This is a genomic window from Streptococcus sp. LMAG:39 (assembly GCF_008680485.1).
Lineage (GTDB): Bacteria > Bacillota > Bacilli > Lactobacillales > Streptococcaceae > Streptococcus > Streptococcus pasteurianus.
In genome coordinates, this window is sequence record NZ_NALE01000001.1 from 1,943,640 (window position 1) to 1,960,938 (window position 17,299).

The 17,299-nt window shown below is 36.1% G+C and carries 14 protein-coding genes and 1 pseudogene; 12 read left to right on the top strand and 3 right to left on the bottom strand.

What is annotated here, in order from left to right; all coding sequences use genetic code 11:
- Positions 1 to 383: 383 nt before the first annotated feature.
- Both alsS and budA read left to right on the top strand, forming a co-directional pair.
- Positions 384 to 2,060, top strand: coding sequence for an acetolactate synthase AlsS (gene alsS, locus CCC20_RS09975; protein ID WP_003064256.1), 1,677 nt, complete (start codon positions 384 to 386; stop codon positions 2,058 to 2,060).
- A 79-nt stretch (positions 2,061 to 2,139) separates the two neighbouring features.
- Positions 2,140 to 2,859 (top strand): acetolactate decarboxylase, encoded by a 720-nt coding sequence (gene budA, locus CCC20_RS09980; protein WP_013851677.1) that lies wholly within the window; start codon positions 2,140 to 2,142, stop codon positions 2,857 to 2,859.
- 432 nt (positions 2,860 to 3,291) lie between these two features.
- Here budA and CCC20_RS11440 read toward each other — a convergent pair.
- Positions 3,292 to 4,443, bottom strand: a pseudogene (locus CCC20_RS11440) (IS110 family RNA-guided transposase).
- A gap of 159 nt (positions 4,444 to 4,602) precedes the next feature.
- Complete coding sequence (locus CCC20_RS11515) at positions 4,603 to 4,878, bottom strand: IS3 family transposase (RefSeq protein WP_003064267.1); 276 nt, start codon at positions 4,876 to 4,878, stop codon at positions 4,603 to 4,605.
- Between the two features lie 518 nt (positions 4,879 to 5,396).
- Here CCC20_RS11515 and CCC20_RS09995 point away from each other — a divergent pair.
- The 7 genes from CCC20_RS09995 (at position 5,397) to CCC20_RS10025 (ending at position 12,183) form a co-directional block, all read left to right on the top strand.
- Positions 5,397 to 5,873 (top strand): PTS sugar transporter subunit IIB, encoded by a 477-nt coding sequence (locus CCC20_RS09995; RefSeq protein ID WP_003064268.1) that lies wholly within the window; start codon positions 5,397 to 5,399, stop codon positions 5,871 to 5,873.
- 11 nt (positions 5,874 to 5,884) lie between these two features.
- The gene (locus CCC20_RS10000) at positions 5,885 to 6,679 is read left to right on the top strand and encodes a PTS mannose/fructose/sorbose/N-acetylgalactosamine transporter subunit IIC (protein WP_003064270.1); all 795 of its coding nucleotides are present in this window, start codon (positions 5,885 to 5,887) and stop codon (positions 6,677 to 6,679) included.
- Entirely contained in the window at positions 6,663 to 7,481 is an 819-nt protein-coding gene (locus CCC20_RS10005) for a PTS system mannose/fructose/sorbose family transporter subunit IID (protein WP_043910150.1), read from the top strand. Before CCC20_RS10000 ends, CCC20_RS10005 begins: the two co-directional genes overlap by 17 nt.
- A gap of 9 nt (positions 7,482 to 7,490) precedes the next feature.
- Positions 7,491 to 7,910: a PTS sugar transporter subunit IIA gene (locus CCC20_RS10010; RefSeq protein WP_117567375.1), complete on the top strand. Its 420-nt coding sequence runs from the start codon at positions 7,491 to 7,493 to the stop codon at positions 7,908 to 7,910.
- 48 nt (positions 7,911 to 7,958) lie between these two features.
- Positions 7,959 to 9,641, top strand: a complete 1,683-nt coding sequence (locus CCC20_RS10015; RefSeq protein ID WP_003064281.1) for a glycoside hydrolase family 13 protein — start codon at positions 7,959 to 7,961, stop codon at positions 9,639 to 9,641.
- Between the two features lie 235 nt (positions 9,642 to 9,876).
- Positions 9,877 to 10,641 carry a MurR/RpiR family transcriptional regulator gene (locus tag CCC20_RS10020; RefSeq protein WP_117567377.1) on the top strand — a complete coding sequence of 255 codons (765 nt, stop codon included), beginning with the start codon at positions 9,877 to 9,879 and terminating at the stop codon, positions 10,639 to 10,641.
- 138 nt (positions 10,642 to 10,779) lie between these two features.
- Positions 10,780 to 12,183, top strand: a complete 1,404-nt coding sequence (locus CCC20_RS10025) for an APC family permease (protein WP_117567379.1) — start codon at positions 10,780 to 10,782, stop codon at positions 12,181 to 12,183.
- Between the two features lie 50 nt (positions 12,184 to 12,233).
- On the opposite strand, the gene CCC20_RS10030 is transcribed toward CCC20_RS10025, so the two are convergent.
- Positions 12,234 to 13,889, bottom strand: a complete 1,656-nt coding sequence (locus CCC20_RS10030) for an Rqc2 family fibronectin-binding protein (RefSeq protein WP_003064291.1) — start codon at positions 13,887 to 13,889, stop codon at positions 12,234 to 12,236.
- A 596-nt stretch (positions 13,890 to 14,485) separates the two neighbouring features.
- Here CCC20_RS10030 and trpX point away from each other — a divergent pair.
- From trpX to CCC20_RS10045, 3 genes are read left to right on the top strand one after another with little or no spacing between them, the layout of a single operon-like run.
- Complete coding sequence (gene trpX / locus CCC20_RS10035) at positions 14,486 to 15,487, top strand: tryptophan ABC transporter substrate-binding protein (RefSeq protein ID WP_003064294.1); 1,002 nt, start codon at positions 14,486 to 14,488, stop codon at positions 15,485 to 15,487.
- A 20-nt stretch (positions 15,488 to 15,507) separates the two neighbouring features.
- Positions 15,508 to 16,377 carry an ABC transporter permease gene (locus CCC20_RS10040; RefSeq protein WP_013851683.1) on the top strand — a complete coding sequence of 290 codons (870 nt, stop codon included), beginning with the start codon at positions 15,508 to 15,510 and terminating at the stop codon, positions 16,375 to 16,377.
- Entirely contained in the window at positions 16,374 to 17,132 is a 759-nt protein-coding gene (locus CCC20_RS10045; RefSeq protein WP_003064301.1) for an ABC transporter ATP-binding protein, read from the top strand. Before CCC20_RS10040 ends, CCC20_RS10045 begins: the two co-directional genes overlap by 4 nt.
- Positions 17,133 to 17,299: the final 167 nt, after the last annotated feature.

Here is a 17,299-nt window from a genome sequence, read left to right on the forward strand (position 1 = left end):
TGGTTTTCTGTTTATTGCTTCTTCATTTTTATAGTGTAACTATTCCATATATCTGCTGCAATACAAAGCAGCATAGCATGATGTCTTAAATTGTCTTCTTGATAAGGATATGTAGACTGGATACGGTGTTTTCTTTGTTTTTATTTTGGGGAGTTTAATTATCTCCAGAGTATTTTAAGGAAAGTTAAATAAAAAAATCACAAGCTATTTTTCACAAACTTTCAAATGAACTATGATATAATTGAATCATACTTGTGAAAAAACAAAAAATTGTGATTTAGATTTGACTGATTTTTACACCAAATCCAGCTATGAATTTGATGCTCTTCGATGGTAAACAACACCGCTATGAATTAGTCATCTAAAGATTTATAGGAGATATAATGACAGATAACAATAAACAATATGGGGCTGATTTGGTAGTGGATAGTCTCATCAACCATGACATTGACTATGTTTTTGGTATTCCTGGTGCTAAAATTGATCGTATTTTTGACACTCTTGAAGATAAGGGACCACAGTTGATTGTAGCTCGTCATGAGCAAAATGCTGCTTTTATGGCACAAGGGATTGGACGTATTACAGGTACACCTGGCGTTGTGATTACAACAAGTGGACCTGGAGTTTCAAATTTGGCGACAGGATTGGTGACCGCAACGGATGAAGGGGATCCTGTTTTAGCGATTTCAGGTCAAGTAAAACGTGCCGATTTGCTGAAACGGTCTCACCAATCTATGAAAAATGTGGCAATGATGGAACCAGTTACAAAATATGCTGTAGAAGTTCATGAGCCAGATACTCTCTCTGAAACAATTGCTAATGCCTATCGTGTGGCAAAGTCAGGTAAACGTGGTGCAAGCTTTGTTTCCATTCCACAAGATGTGACTGACAGTTTGGTTTCCGTAAAAGCAATCAAGCCATTAACAGATCCTCAATTGGGTTCTGCGTCAGTTGGTGATATCAACTATTTAGCGCAAGCTATCCGAAATGCCGACTTACCCGTTCTTCTTCTGGGAAATGGTGCTTCAACGCGTGCAGTTACAAAGTCTATTCGTAAGTTATTGGATGCTGTAAAATTACCAGTTGTTGAAACTTTCCAAGGTGCAGGTATTGTTTCTCGTGAGTTGGAAGAAGATACTTTCTTTGGACGTGTTGGGCTTTTCCGCAATCAGCCAGGTGACATGTTGCTTAAAAAAGCTGACCTTGTTATTGCTATTGGTTATGACCCAATTGAGTATGAAGCCCGAAATTGGAATGCTGAAATTTCAGCTCGTATTATTGTTATCGACGTTGCGCAAGCTGAAATCGATACTTATTTCCAACCAGAACGTGAATTGATTGGTAACATTGCGGATACGATTGACTTGCTCTTGCCTGCCGTTAATGGTTATGTTTTGCCAAAAGCATCAGTAGATTATTTGCAAAATCTGAAGAAAAATGTTGTCGAAGATGTCAAATTTGATCGTAATTCCAAGGAAGGTTTGGTTCACCCGCTTGATGTTATTGATGTCTTACAAGAAAATACAACAGATGATATGACTGTCACTGTTGACGTTGGTAGTCACTACATTTGGATGGCACGTTATTTCAAATCATACGAAGCTCGTCATCTGCTCTTTTCAAACGGCATGCAGACCCTTGGAGTTGCACTTCCTTGGGCAATTTCAGCAGCACTTGTTCGTCCAAATACGACAGTTGTTTCAGTGTCTGGAGATGGTGGGTTCCTTTTTTCAGCACAAGAATTAGAAACTGCAGTACGTCTCAAGTTGCCGATTGTCCATATCATTTGGAATGATGGCAAGTACAATATGGTCGAGTTCCAAGAAGAAATGAAATATGGTCGTTCATCAGGTGTTGACTTTGGTTCTGTTGATTTTGTAAAATATGCTAGCAGTTTTGGGGCAAAAGGGTATCGTGTTGATAGTAGAGCTTCATTTGAAGAAATATTCAAGGAAGCTTTAAAAGAAGCAAATAATGGACCAGTTTTAATTGATATTCCAATTGACTACAAAGATAACATCAAACTTGGTGAAACAATCTTACCAGATGAATTTTATTAAACTTGATTTTTTAATCATATGACAATAAAATAATATCAGAAGGCACTATTTAAGGTTATTGATGAAAGTGAAGGAGAATATGTCAGAAGCAATTAAACTGTTTCAGTATAATACGTTAAGTGCACTTATGGCTGGTCTTTATGGTGGAACATTGACTATAGGTGAACTTTTAGAACATGGGGATTTGGGGATTGGAACACTAGATTCTATTGACGGGGAACTGATTATTCTTGATGGTAAAGCGTATCAAGCTAAAGGATCTGATGGTAAAGCAGAGGTGGTAGAAGTTTCTGATGATGTCAAAATTCCTTATGCTGCTGTCGTCCCTCACCGAGCTGAAGTGATTTTTAAACAACGCTTTGAAATGACTGATAAGGAATTAGAAAAACGCATTGAGTCATATTATGATGGTGTTAATTTATTTCGTTCAATTAAGATAAAAGGAACATTTGTGAAGATGCATGTTCGTATGATTCCAAAGTCAGCCCCTGACATTAAGTTTGCTGATGTTGCTACACGCCAACCAGAATACACACGTGAAAATATTTCAGGGACGATTGTCGGAATTTGGACACCAAAGATGTTCCATGGTGTGAGTGTTGCAGGTTATCATTTGCATTTTATTTCTGATGATTTCACATTTGGTGGTCATGTGATGGATTTTATTATTTCAGAAGGTGTTGTTGAAGTTGGGCCAGTTGATCAACTAGATCAGCGTTTTCCGGTTCAGGATCGTAAATACCTTTTTGCAAAATTTAATATGGATGAATTGAAAGAAGATATTGAAAAAAGCGAATGACGTCATGAATGTCATTATACGCATAAGATGTCTTGGTTCTATTAGGAAAACTAGAAGATATGGGTTGTTACGCTGAAATATCTAGAAAATCAGGAGTAGTCTCACAATAATGATACTATCATAAAGAGAATCTTGTATTAAAAAGCTATATGAACTTATAGAAGAATGACACTTTAATCTGTACTGCCCCCAAAAAGTTGGACCATTAATTATGATAAGGATTTAGTTCTGTATTGTACAGGGCTAAGTCCTTTTCTACCATTTGTCAAGCATATCAAGGTATTTGATGAAAAATAGTTTGAGTTCCATATGTCAAACTAAGGAAATTGTCTTTTTTTGAGCTAAAGTTTAGTATAAAAAGTGTACACAAAACCAACACCTTACCTAGTGATTTTTTTGATAAGGTGTTACAATAATATGGCATAAACAATTTTACCGATTTTGGGTAGAAGTATAATCGTAAAGTTTGTTATGCGTTATGAGGTAATACATTGTTCTGATGAGACGATGTATAGAGGCAATCGTATGTGGTTTGGTTGAAGTTACTTACGATTGTCTTTTCCGTTTCTCATAGAAGTCTGCAATATGACAAAGATTGGTATGGCTAGCTGAAGCTATGTTATGAATGCACTTAAAGAGAATCTTTCTGGCATAGGGATTCCCACGTTTGGTGATATGTTCCTTAGCTAGAAAGTTCCCAGATTCATAATGTCTGAGATCAATGCCGATAAAAGCATTGATTTGATTGGCAGAGTGAAATCGACGAATGTCACCTAGTTCACCAATAATACTTGTCGCTGTGGTTTCAGCTATTCCAGGAATAGAGAGAAGAATCTCGTATTCTGGCAAAGATTGAGCCAATGTTACCATCTCCTCTAAAACACCTTGTCTGTATTCAGAAAGCCTAAGTAACTCCCCTGCATAATATTTGACCTCTTCCATCATTGGAGAGGTTTTTTTGACCGCACAATAAGACTGATTAGCTAGTTTTGTAAGCTTATCTACTAAGTAAGTTACACGTTTTTCAGAGATGCGTTTTGATGTAGACTGACGGATGATAGCTGTTAATGCGGCGTCATCCAACTCCAGTACAAAACTATTACATGGAAAAGTCATGACCAAGTTCCAATATTGTTTCCCAGTTGGTGCCGACAAGATGTTTTCCAATTCAGGAAAAGTGACTTGTAAAACCTTGTGCAGACGGTTTTTAGCGCAGACAATATCCTCAGTAAGATTCTGATAGAAACGGCTGAGGTCGCGTAATTCTTGATAAAGCGCGTCTTGGACATAGCTTGGTTTACGATTGAGGATGAACTGAGACATAGCTAGTTTTTCAGCGTCAATCTTATCCGTTTTACGTACTCGTAAGCTATCTAGTTGTTTTTTGGATTCTAAGGGATTGAGTCGTGTATAAGCGTAACTATTGTCCTCAAAGAAGACCTGAATACGGCGATAACCATAATTACCTTTATGGTCATCGTAAATGGTTTGAATCATCTCTTTGACCTTCTTATCTTTATTAGCTCTATTAAAACGTTTCAACTGATAATAGTAAGTAGAATGAGCTAGCTTAGCGGTTTTCAGTAAAAGGTCTAATCGAAATCCTCCTGAGACCAGTTCTCTAACAGTCTCCGCCTTGTGCGCTGTAAGATTTCTCCCTCAAGCGCAATTCTCTCAACTTTTTTAGATAAGCTACCTCAGCACGCAGATGTTCATTCTCTTCAAGAACATGCTCTAGCTCAGTCATCTCTTCAGGCGTCTTTTTTTAGGTTTACCCCCCATCTTACTCGGTCTCCCTCGTTGTTTCTTAACAATAATATACCCGTTTTTCTTGTATTGTGCTATCCAATTTGGTAATGTTCTCATATTAGGAAGCGCATAGTCAATAGAAACACTCCCTTGAGAATCCCCTTGAATCAGAACCTTATCAATGATTTCCTGTTTTAGCTCAGGGGAATAGTGACGATTGGCTGTCTTTTGAATAACCTTGATACCATGACGCTCAATTAAGCGGAACATATTAAGTTATTAGTATTCATACCGAACTGGTCATGAATTTATGACCAAGTAACGCCTGATTTTCTCATCTCATATATTTTTACTTTATCTTCATAACTTAATGTCATGCAAAAAGCACCCTAATTGTTAGATTTTATGTCCAACTTTTGAGGTGCAGTTTAAAATTGATTGTCTTTTTTGTTTTGTAGATATTTAAGGGTGAATCTTTATCACACTTATATTGAATAAATCTGATTGTGTGTCAGAAATAGTATCAAATATGAAGTCTGATAGAAGTATTTAAAACGATTGTGGGAGAGGGGATATAGTGATGAGCCAAATTTGCTTACTTCTGCGGTGGTTTTAAACACTGTGAAAAATTGATTATACTAAACAAATAAGTTGTTGGGAAAAAGTCCTTGTTTATGATACTTTTCCCAATATGAGTTACTAAGTTTCATTATGTTGATAATCTATTGTTTTCCCCTAATGGAGTTGATAAAATTAAAATGTAAACGATAACAAAAGGAGAAAATCTTATGTCAGTAGTATTAGCAAGAATTGATCAACGTCTTATACATGGTATTGTGGTTACCCAATGGGCAGGATTTACAAAAGCAAAACGTCTCATGGTTGTGGATGACGAGATTAGCAAAGATGAAAGTCAGAAGGCAGCAATGAGAATGAGTAAGCCAGCTGGTACAGGTATGTCTATCATTGATACTAATACCGCTATTACCAATTTTGCAGCAGGGAAATATGACAGTCATAATGTATTTTTGATTGTTCGCCATCCTCAAACGCTAGTTGATTTGGTTAAGGGAGGAGTAGCTATTCCAAAAGTTAATATCGGAATTATATTTGATGGTCCTGGTAAAAAGACAATTAGGAAAATGGTTTCAGTAAATGATGAGGAAATCAATTCTTTGAAGGAATTGGAGAAACTTGGTATTGAAGTGACTTTCCATTTTGTCCCAAATGACGTTGAGGAGCCAATGAGTTACTACATTGATTGAGGTAAAAAGAAATGGATATTATTCAAGGAATCTTAATTATTTTACTATCATTTTGGGTAGTATTAGATCAACAAGGACTGGTCGTTGTGACTTGGTTTCCTATTATGGTGTCATTATTTGTTGGTCTTATCATGGGGGATATGGAAACAGCTATGGTTATTGGTGGAACTTTCCAATTAATGTCTTTAGGTGTTGCCAATATCGGGGGCTCATCCGTTCCAAACTGGGGATTAGCAGCGCTAGTTGGAGGTTATGTTGCGATTAAAAGCACGACAACTATTGAAGAGGCTAAGGCTGTTGCACTTGCTGTTGGGGTTCCAGTTGGTATGTTAGGAATTCAGTTAGATGTATTAGCCAAAATTTTAAATACTTATGTAGCACACTGGGCACAGAAAGCAGCTAATGCTAAACAGTTTGAGAAAATGAATCGGATTCTTTGGATTGGTCCACTTATTTTTGGATTATCGACGGCTATCCCAACGACTTTATGTGTTTTATTTGGACAAACAATTGTTACACTTATACTGAACTATGTGCCTGATTGGGTTACGAGCGGCTTGACGATTGCTGGAAATATGCTTCCGGTTGTGGGGATTGCTTTATTACTACAAGTTATGCCAGCAAAAAAATATTTATCCCTATTATTAATTGGCTTTGTCTTGACAGCGTATCTTAATTTACCAATCTTAGGAGTCTCTATTGTTGGACTAGCGTTAGCGTATTATTATTTCACAACAACAATTCAGAAAGTTACGACTTCTAATCTTAATACCGTTGAAGAAATAGGAGATGATTTTGATGAATAAGCAAAATGATATTGTAACAAATAAAGATATTAATAAAGCAGCTTTTAGATATATGTTTATGGCTTGTAATACTTTTAACTACGAAACTCAACAAGGACCCGCAGTGGTGTTTGGATTAAATAAATTATTGAGAAAAATTTATTCTAATGACGATGAGTATGTTGCTGCTTTAAATAATCATTTTAAATACTTTAATACGACAACTTGGATGGCTAATGTTTTACTTGGAGCGAGTGTGGCAATGGAAGAAAGAGATGGCGTTGCTGCTCAAGAAGCTGTTCAGAGCTTTAAAACAGGAATGATGGGGCCTTTAGCGGGTATAGGTGACACTCTTGTTTGGGTTCTTTATCCAACTATCATTGGTTCAATAGCTGCATATATGGGATTAGAAGGAAATCCTACAGGAGCAATTATTTGGTTACTACTCAATATCATCTTTCTGTTATTTAGAGTGAAGCTATTTAAGATTGGTTACCAATCAGGTATCAAATTAGTAACAGCTCTAGGTGATCGACTTAGTGTTTTTACTGAAGCAGCTTCTATAATGGGCTTAACCGTTATTGGTGCTTTAGTGGCTTCTGTCATCAAAATTAATGTTGCTCCTGTTTTTAAAACAGGAGAAGTCTCTTTATCTTTACAAACAGAAGTTTTAGATAAAATTATGCCGTCGCTATTACCTGCATTATTAACGCTAGTTGTTTATAAATTGATTGCAAGTAAAAAAATGTCTGTTATCCAGATTATATTTGGAATTATTGTATTATCTATTATTTTATCTTATTTTGGGATTTTGAAAGCGTAGGTTTATGATATGGTTAAAGTTATAATTGCTAGTCATCGTCATTTAGCAGATGGTATGGATGATACGTTGAAGTATCTAGTTCCTTCCCTGACGAATATTGAAACCATCAGTGCATATGTTGATAATGAGCCAATTACTGTGGCTGTTGAAGCGGCATTAAATCGTTGTCAAGGTACGGAAGATATCCTGGTTTTTACAGATTTGTTGGGGGGATCAGTCAATCAGGAATTTGTTAAACAGTTAAAACCAAATGTTCATTTGATTACAGGTATGAATTTGCCAGTTATTATGGCTTTGTTACTCCAATTGGAAAATCAAGAGTTATCTGAGTCACTAATCACACAGGCGATTGAAGAGGCTAAAAATCAGATTATTTACGTTAATCATTTTCTACAAGAAACAGTCGATTCAGAAGATGATGAAATGTAATTTTTACAGCACATTATCTCGTTGAAAATAATATGAAGGAATAGAGTAATGGAGAAAGATTGGTGGAAATATAGTGTGGTATATCAGGTATATCCACAGAGTTTTAAAGATAGTAATGGAGATGGTATTGGGGACTTAAAAGGAGTCATTGAAAAACTTCCTTATTTATCTTTGCTAGGTATTGATGTGATATGGTTAAATCCGATTTATGAATCACCAGGGGTAGATAATGGATATGACATTAGTGATTATTATAAGGTTGATGTCAAATATGGGAAACTAGACGATTTAAAGACATTATTAGAAGAAGCCCATAAAATTGGGATGAAAGTAATCTTAGATTTGGTAGTTAATCACACCAGTAATCAACATAAATGGTTTGAAGAATCTAAAAAAAGTAAAGATAACCCTTATTCTGATTATTATATCTGGAAAGATCCAAAACCAGACGGTAGTGAACCAACTAATTGGGGATCAACTTTTGGAGGTTCAGCTTGGGAATATGTTTCAGAGAGAAACCAATATTACTTACATTGTTTTGCTAAGGAACAGCCCGATTTAAATTGGGAGAATCCTAAACTACGTGAAGAAATTTTTCAGATGATTAATTGGTGGTTTCAATTTGGTATTGATGGCTTCAGAATGGATGTCATTACATTAATTAGCAAAGATCCTAGTTATCCTGATGCACCCGAATCTTTACCATATACTAAATCGTATTATATTGGTGCATCAAATGGTCCTAGGGTTCATGAGTACTTACATGAATTAAACCAGAAGGTGCTTAAACGGTATAATGTGATGACGGTAGGTGAGGCGCCTAATACCAATGCTGATCAGGCTCTTCGTTATACGAAAGCTGAAAATGAAGAATTAAATATGGTTTTTCATTTTGATCATATGCATTTAGATTACGGACGTTATGGTAAATTTTCTGATGTCCGTTTTAAATTAAGTGATCTGAAGAAGGTATTATCTGAATGGCAAGACAAATTATCTGAAGGGTGGAATAGTTTATATTGGAGTAATCATGATCAGCCTAGGGTGGTAACACGATTTGGTAATGATGAGTTATATCGTGTCGAATCTGCTAAGATGTTAGGAACCCTACTCCATATGATGAAGGGCACACCTTATATTTTTCAAGGTGAAGAGTTAGGTATGAAGAATGTACCTTTTGCGACATTTGAGGAATATCAAGACATCGAAACTCAGTATTTTTCACAGTTAATGGAAGAAAAAGGAGAGCCTGAAAGTTATATAAAAGAATCGCTTTACCTGAAGTCAAGAGATAATGCTCGGACACCATTTCCTTGGAATGGAGATATCACCGATGGTTATGGATTTTCAACTTCAGAACCTTGGATTTCATATTCTAGTGATAATAAAGTAATTAATGCTGAAGCAGCTTTAGAGGACAAACAGTCTGTCTTTTATTACTATAAAAAGTTAATTGCTTTACGACATCAATTGCCTATCATTGTTTACGGTGACTATAAACTAATTAATAAGAGCGATAGTAATGTATATTCTTATTTGAGAACATATGAAGAACAAACTCTCCTTGTCGTATGTTCTTTTGATGACAAACCAACTTACGTTAGTCTTCCAAAAGATTTACTTAAACGCTCAGGTCATTGTTTGATTCATAATTACCATAAAGAGCAATTACAGCTAAATGTTAAACAGGAACTTCAGCCTTATGAAGCATTTGTTTATTTATTCACTTGAATTTAGTATAAAAAATAATGGGTAAATTATAAAAGAGGGATAATGCCTATAAACTATTCTCACATCTTGGTTTGATATCTACGGTGTAGAAGGAATAGTGGCATTATCTTTTTTGTGTCAATAATGATTCCTAAAATATGATACAATGTTATTGCGTAAAATTAGCGGCTACTATTAAGAATAGTAGTAAGAGAGATTATGCATGATGATACGGTAGTTTGGTGGAGGGGAAGAATTGAATTTTGAACAATTAGTTGGATTGCATTTTGATAAATTATCGGAGTCCGAAAAGGATTTGGCAAGATATATTATAGCTCATCAAGAAAGTATTGAAGAGTTAACGTTAGTAGAGTTAGGGCGAAAGGTCATGATGTCTAAAAGTACAGTCCTAAGGTTTTCAAAAAAGCTAGGATTTAATGGCTATTCTGAAATGAAGTATTTTATCCAATCTTCTATTGCGATGCAATCAATTCCATCAGAACAAGATGTGATTGATGAAGTGTTAGGGGATGTAAAAAATACCATTAAATTGATGAAAAATGTTGAGCTTGATAGAATATTTTCGGTGTTGAATAAAGCAAATAATGTTATTATTTATGCAACAGGATTCACACAAAATAATTTTGCAAAAGAATTTTCTAAAGAGTTATTTTTGTTCGAAAGACCCAATTTTTTATTATCTGGAGAGACAGATTTTTCGGCTATTTCTAATATGTTAAATGATGAAGATCTTGTTATTGTTATTTCTTTGAGTGGTAACACACCAAGTATCCAAGAGACATTAAAGAATTTAATGTTAAAACAAGTATCTGTTTTAGGTATCACCGCATTTGGAGATAGTTTTTTAAGACAACACTCCACTTATCAACTGTATTACGAAACTAGTGAATTAGAGGTTAATTTTAAAGATAGTAAATCGATGTCTGGTCTATATGTTATTTTGATATTAGTTGCTCGTATGTATAATTTATATAGAAGACAACATAAACACAAGCTATAAATTATCCTGTAATTCTAAACAGAGAGTTGATTTTTATTCATATTTATCCTAAAATAGAAAGCGTTGCACGTGTGAATTTTGTATTAAATTTATTAATTGAATTTGTGCAGCAGTTTGAAATAAAAAATAGGAGAATGTATGGATATTTTTCGAAAGACTCCAATGGCACCCAAAAAAAGTTACTTGCAACGACGTTTGGGGTTAGCAGAACTAATCTTTTTAGGAGTAGGTTCGATTGTTGGAACAGGTATTTTTACGATAACAGGAATGGGTGCTGCTCAATATGCAGGACCTGCTATTACAGTATCAATTCTTATTGCGGCTTTTTGTGTAACGATATCAGCTCTGTTTTTTGCTGAATTTTCTTCAAGGTTACCTCATTCAGGAGGTGTTTATCGCTATTTGTATACTGTTTTTGGAGAGTACCCTGCCTGGATTGCTGGTTGGTTTATGATCATCGAATTTGCAGGTGCCATTTCAACAGCGGCTTCTGGCTGGGGAGAATATCTAAAAGCTTTCTTGAAAACATTTGGAATAAGCTTACCAACTGCTTTAAGTGGCCCATTTAATCCTAAGAACGGAACTTATATTGATATCATTCCCGTTCTCTTATTATTTTTCGTAACTGCCTTTGTTTTACTAGGGGTTCAAACGGTTCTAAGATTTAATTCTATTTTAGTTATCTTTAAATTAGCTGTTTTACTCATCTTTATTGCCTTAGGGCTGACAGCTATTAATGTTGATAATTGGAGCAATTTTGCCCCATATGGTTTTGGTCAAATTTATGGCGGAAAAGTTGGGATTATGGCAGGAGCCTCTTTGATGTTCTTTGCATTTCTGGGATTTGAATCCATTTCAATGGCAGCAGATGAAACAAAGGAACCGCAAAAGAAAATCCCACAAGGCATTTTTATCTCAATCGGCTTGGTGACTTTGTTGTATGTTGCGGTAACCTTGATTTTAACAGGAACTGTTCACTATTCAAAATTGAATATTACGGATGTTGTTCCGTATGTGTTGCGTAGCATTGGTTTTCCATTTATCGGAAATTTTGTATCAATTGTTGTTATCATGACACTTGTTACCGTCTGCATTTCCATGATGTACGCTTTAACACGTATGATTTATAATATTAGTTGTGACGGTCTTTTGCCTGAACAATTTCAAGAATTAACACCGAAGAGTAAAGTTCCTAAGAAAGCAACTATTTTTGTTGGTTTGGTAACCATGTTCTTTTCAGGTGTGTTGCAATTAGAAATTTTAGCCTTGTTGGTTAATATTGTGACCTTGGCTTATCTGATTTTGTTAGCTTTGGGAGTGATTAAACTTCGCAAAGATTTTGGCGAACCAAAAGAGGAAGAATTTAGAACACCTTGGGTGCCATTTTTACCGCTGCTATCGATTGTTATTTACTTGTCATTGATGACACAATGCAAAGCGATTACTTGGTATGGTTTCATTGCATCCTTTATTCTTGGAAGTCTCATCTATTTTGGATATGGATACAGACATTCTAAGTTAAGAGAAGATAGTAAAAAATAAGAAAACTCACTTTAAATCAACCGAAAGGAAGGTTTAGAGTGAGTTTTTGTTTATTTTGTCATGCGCATACTGTTGATTTTTTCTTCGGTCGGAGTGACACGAAGCGTTTTTTGACCAGTATAAGTTACAAAACCAGGTTTGCCACCAGTTGGTTTGTTAAGCTTTTTAGCTTCAATCATATCAACCTGAACAAGGTTGGACAGACGTGCTTTTGAGTAGTAGGCAGCTAATTCAGCAGCGTCAGTTTTGACTTCGTCACTTGGATTGAGATTATCCTTGATAAGAACGTGGCTACCAGGAATATCCTTAGCATGGAACCAAAGTTCTCCTTTTTTTGCCATTTTGAAAGTCAATTCATCATTTTGCAGATTGTTGCGTCCAACCATGATAATCGTTTTGCCATCTGAAGCCAAGTATTGTTCTGGTTTTTTGCGTTTGTGGCCTTTATCGCGCGTGCGACGTTTGACAAAGCCAGTTTCGACTAATTCCTCGCGAATATCCTCGATATCAGAAATTGACGCGTGATTCAACGCTGTTTCAACGCTTTCGAGGTAAGTAATCGTATCCTTAGTTTCTTGAATAAGGCCTGTCAAGTGCTTCACAGCTTCTTTCAATTTTTGGTATTTTTTGAAATAACGCTGCGCATTTTGACTAGGTGTCAGGCTTTTATCGAGCGCAATGACGATTTTTTCGTTGGTGTAGTAGTTGTCTAATTCGACTTGGTCTTGATTGTTTGGCACTAGCGTGAGATAGGTTGTTAAGAGTTCTCCTTTTTGGCGGAATTCTTCCGCATTTTCCGTCGCTAATAATTCTTTTTCTTGCTTACCAAGTTTTTTGATATTTTTATCCAATTCTGTTTGAACACGGTGAATCAAATCGCTTGATTGCTGATTGATACGGTCGCGTTCAGCCTTATCTTGATAAAAAACATCCAAGAGTTCAGAAAGACTGTCAAATTGCTTATCGCTCTTGTCAAATAGCACAGCAGCAAATGATTTATCGGTCATATTTGGCTGACATGGTCTAGCAAAAAAAGTACGGAATTGTTTCAGCTTGTTGTTGCTGAGCTGAGCAGCCAGGTTTTCTGCAGTATCACGTCCTAAGCCTTGGAAAAGTTTTTGCAGATTGCGCGGTGCCAAATCTTCTGTCTGCAAAAGTTCAAATAATTTTTCATCTGAAACAGTGAAAGGATTTTTAGCCTCTGTTTTTGGCGGTGCAAGATAAGTTGAGCCAGGCAAGATAGTGCGGTAGCTATTTTGTGAGAAACCAATATGCTTGATTGACTCGATAATCTTGCTTTCAGCTTTATCAATCAAAATAATATTGCTGTGTTTGCCCATGATTTCAACCATCAAGGTGACTTTGATGTTATCACCGATTTCATTTTTATTAGAAAATGCGATTTCTAAAATACGGTCATTTTCAATCTGCGTAATGCTCTCAATGATTGCCCCTTGAAGGTATTTTCGAATAATCATAGTAAATGTATTTGGGGTTTGTGGATTTTGAAAATCAGCTGTCGTAATCTGCACACGTCCGAAAACAGGATGAGCAGAAAGCAAGAGCTTATAATTCTTACGATTATTGCGAATGGTTAAAACCAACTCACGTTCAAAAGGTTGATTGACCTTTTGAATACGTCCATAAAGTAGCTCTTCTTGTAATTCTTTTGTTAAATGGTGTAGAAAAAAACCATCAAATGACATGATTAAAGTTGTCGCAAGACTAGCTAATCAAAAATGATAAGAAATCTTACGACGTCTCCTTTCTAATCTCATGTGTTCAATCCCTTTATTATACCATATCCTTGGCGAAAACTGGGATTTTAGTCATGGAAAAGTTGCTGATATTATTTTTTATAAAACATTTTTATTCTTAGTTAACATAAAGGAGATCTGAAGATACTTGTCTGTCTGAAAACAGATAGCTATTGATAACGCTTTGATTGCATCTTTTACTAAATAACAAAGTTTAATAAATAATAAAATTAAGAAAATTTCGAAAAGTGCTTGAAATTTCTAAAATTTAGGATATAATATAAAAAAACACAGGAGGAAGCTAAGATGAACAACACACAAATTCTTACAAATTGGCAAAGTTGGCGTAGGTAGAGTTGTGTTTATGTGTTTGCATAGATACGACTTTTGGAGTACTTCTAAAAAGTATCTATGCGCTAATCTTAGTTACAGGATAAAAAAGGCGTGTAGTAGATTTTTACTAGACGCTTTTCTTTTTAGTTGACTCACATTATTAACGAATAATATTGATATAGAATTTTAACTAAAAAATTAATGGAGAGAAAATGAAAAATAAAGCACTTATTGGAACCCTTATTGCTCTTGTTATTTTAGTTGCTGGTTCGATGATTTATGACCAGACTAAAAGAGATTCAAGTAAAAATGATGTGGTTAAAATTGGTATTTTGCAGTATGTGACGCACGATGCTCTAGATGAGATTGAAAAAGGAATTGAGGACGGTCTTGCTGAGGCTGGCTATGATAGTGATAACGCTGAAATTACGATGTTGAATGCTGAAGGTGACCAAAGCAAGATTCAAACGATGAGTAAGCAGCTGGTCAATGCTAAAAACGATGTTTTGATTGGTATTGCAACACCAGCCGCACAAGGTTTGGCATCAGCGACAAGTGATATTCCAGTTGTTATGGGAGCTATTTCTGACCCAGTTGGTGCAAAATTAGTTAAAAATCTTGAAGAACCAGAAGGAAACGTAACAGGGGTTTCCAACCAAGTTCCGATTGAACAAAGCGTAGAGCTCATTCAAAAAATCACACCAAATGCCAAGACAATCGGCGTTTTATATGCTAGTAGCGAGGATAATTCAGTATCACAAGTCGCTGAATTTAAAAAGGATGCTGAAGTTGCTGGCATTAATGTCATTGAATACGCCGTACCGTCAACAAATGAAATCACAACAACAATGTCGGTTATGACAGGAAAAGTCGATGCTATCTTTGTTCCACAAGACAATACCATTGCATCAGCCTTTACGACGGTTGTTAATGCTGCCAATGCTGCGAAAATTCCGATTTATTCATGCGTTGATACAATGGTAGAGCAAGGAAGCATTGCATCAGTTGCCCAAAGTCAGTATGATTTAGGTGTGGAAACGGCAAAAATTGCTGTTAAATTGTTAGCAGGTAAAAAAGTGTCAGAAGTTCCTGTTAATATTGTCAATACAGGGACACCAACCCTTAACTTGAAAGCTGCACAAGAGCTTGGTATTACAATACCAGATAGTGTTCTTTCAGAAGCCACAGTGGCTGTTGAGGCAGATGATAATTAAGGAAGAAGGAGAAAAATCAGATGATTATTTCGTCAGTATCACAAGGGCTTTTGTGGGGAATTCTTGGCCTAGGAATTTACCTCACCTTTAGAATCTTGAACTTTCCAGATATGACAACAGAAGGCTCATTTCCGCTTGGAGGAGCAGTGGCTGTTACTTTGATGAACCATGGTTTTCATCCTATTTTAGCAACACTTGCAGGAATGCTTTCAGGGTGTTTTGCAGGGCTTGTGACAGGCTTGCTTTATACTAAAGGAAAAATCCCAACCATTTTAGCAGGAATTTTGGTGATGACCTCTTGTAACTCAATCATGCTCATGATTATGAAACGTGCTAATCTTGGTTTGCTTGATATTAAAACATTGCAAGATTTATTCCCGTTTGCAGATAGCACTAACTTGCTGATTATTGGTCTTTTAGCGGTTGTTATTGTGATTTCAGGATTAATTTTCTTCCTGTACACACGACTTGGTCAGGCTTATATCGCTACTGGTGATAACCGTGATATGGCAAAAAGTTTTGGGATTAATACCGACCGCATGGAAGTTATGGGGCTTACGATTTCAAATGGATTGATTGCTTTATCAGGTGCTCTTGTCAGCCAACAAGATGGCTACGCTGATGTCTCGAAAGGAATTGGTGTGATTGTTATCGGACTTGCTAGTATCATTATCGGAGAAGTGTTGTATTCAACTGGTTTAACACTTTTAGAGCGTTTGATTGCCATTGTTGTTGGGTCAATTTTGTATCAATTCTTAATCACAGCAGTTATTGCCCTTGGCTTCAATACGAACTACCTCAAATTGTTCAGTGCTCTTGTCTTGGCACTCTGTCTCATGGTTCCCGTTCTTAAAAATAAATTTTTCAAAGGAGTGACCTTATCGCGATGAAAAAAATTGTAGAATTAAAAAATGCTACCGTTCAAGTTAATAACGGTCTTGACGAGGTCAAAACAATCCTTGATGACGTGAATTTGACAATTTATGAACATGATTTTTTGACGATTTTAGGTGGGAACGGTGCTGGGAAATCAACGCTTTTTAACGTGATTGCTGGAACTTTGATGTTGACTAGCGGAAGCATTTATATCCTAGACAAAGATGTGACACATTTACCTGCTGAAAAACGTGCAAACTATTTGGCGCGTGTCTTTCAAGACCCTAAAATGGGAACAGCACCACGTATGACTGTGGCTGAAAACCTTCTTATTGCCAAATATCGTGGTGAAAAACGTGGACTTTTGCCACGAAAAATTCATGCGTTTACCGATGAATTTCAAGCGTTGGTTGCACGAACTGGTAATGGTCTTGAAAAGCATTTGGAAACGCCGACTGGGCTTTTATCAGGTGGGCAACGTCAAGCACTTAGCTTGCTCATGGCAACGCTAAAACGCCCAGAATTGTTGCTACTTGATGAACATACGGCAGCCCTTGACCCTAAGACGAGTGTATCCTTGATGAATTTAACAGATGAATTTGTATCAGGTGACCACTTGACAGCACTCATGATTACACACCACATGGAAGACGCTCTGAAATATGGTAACCGTTTGATTGTTATGAAAGACGGCAAAATCATCAAAGACCTCAATCAAGACGAAAAAGCTCAAATGGCAATCGCCGATTATTATCAATTGTTTGAATAAACACAAACGCCTTCGGGCGTTTTTTAGGTGTTCAAGTAACTTTTCCAAATCACAAAGAAGAAAATCTTCTGAAAATATGGTACAATGTTAATGCTGTAATTCGACTTGCTAACTTTTTTGGAGGCAAGGACCGTTTGTATGAAAAAAGCAAAACAATTTGCTCGTAT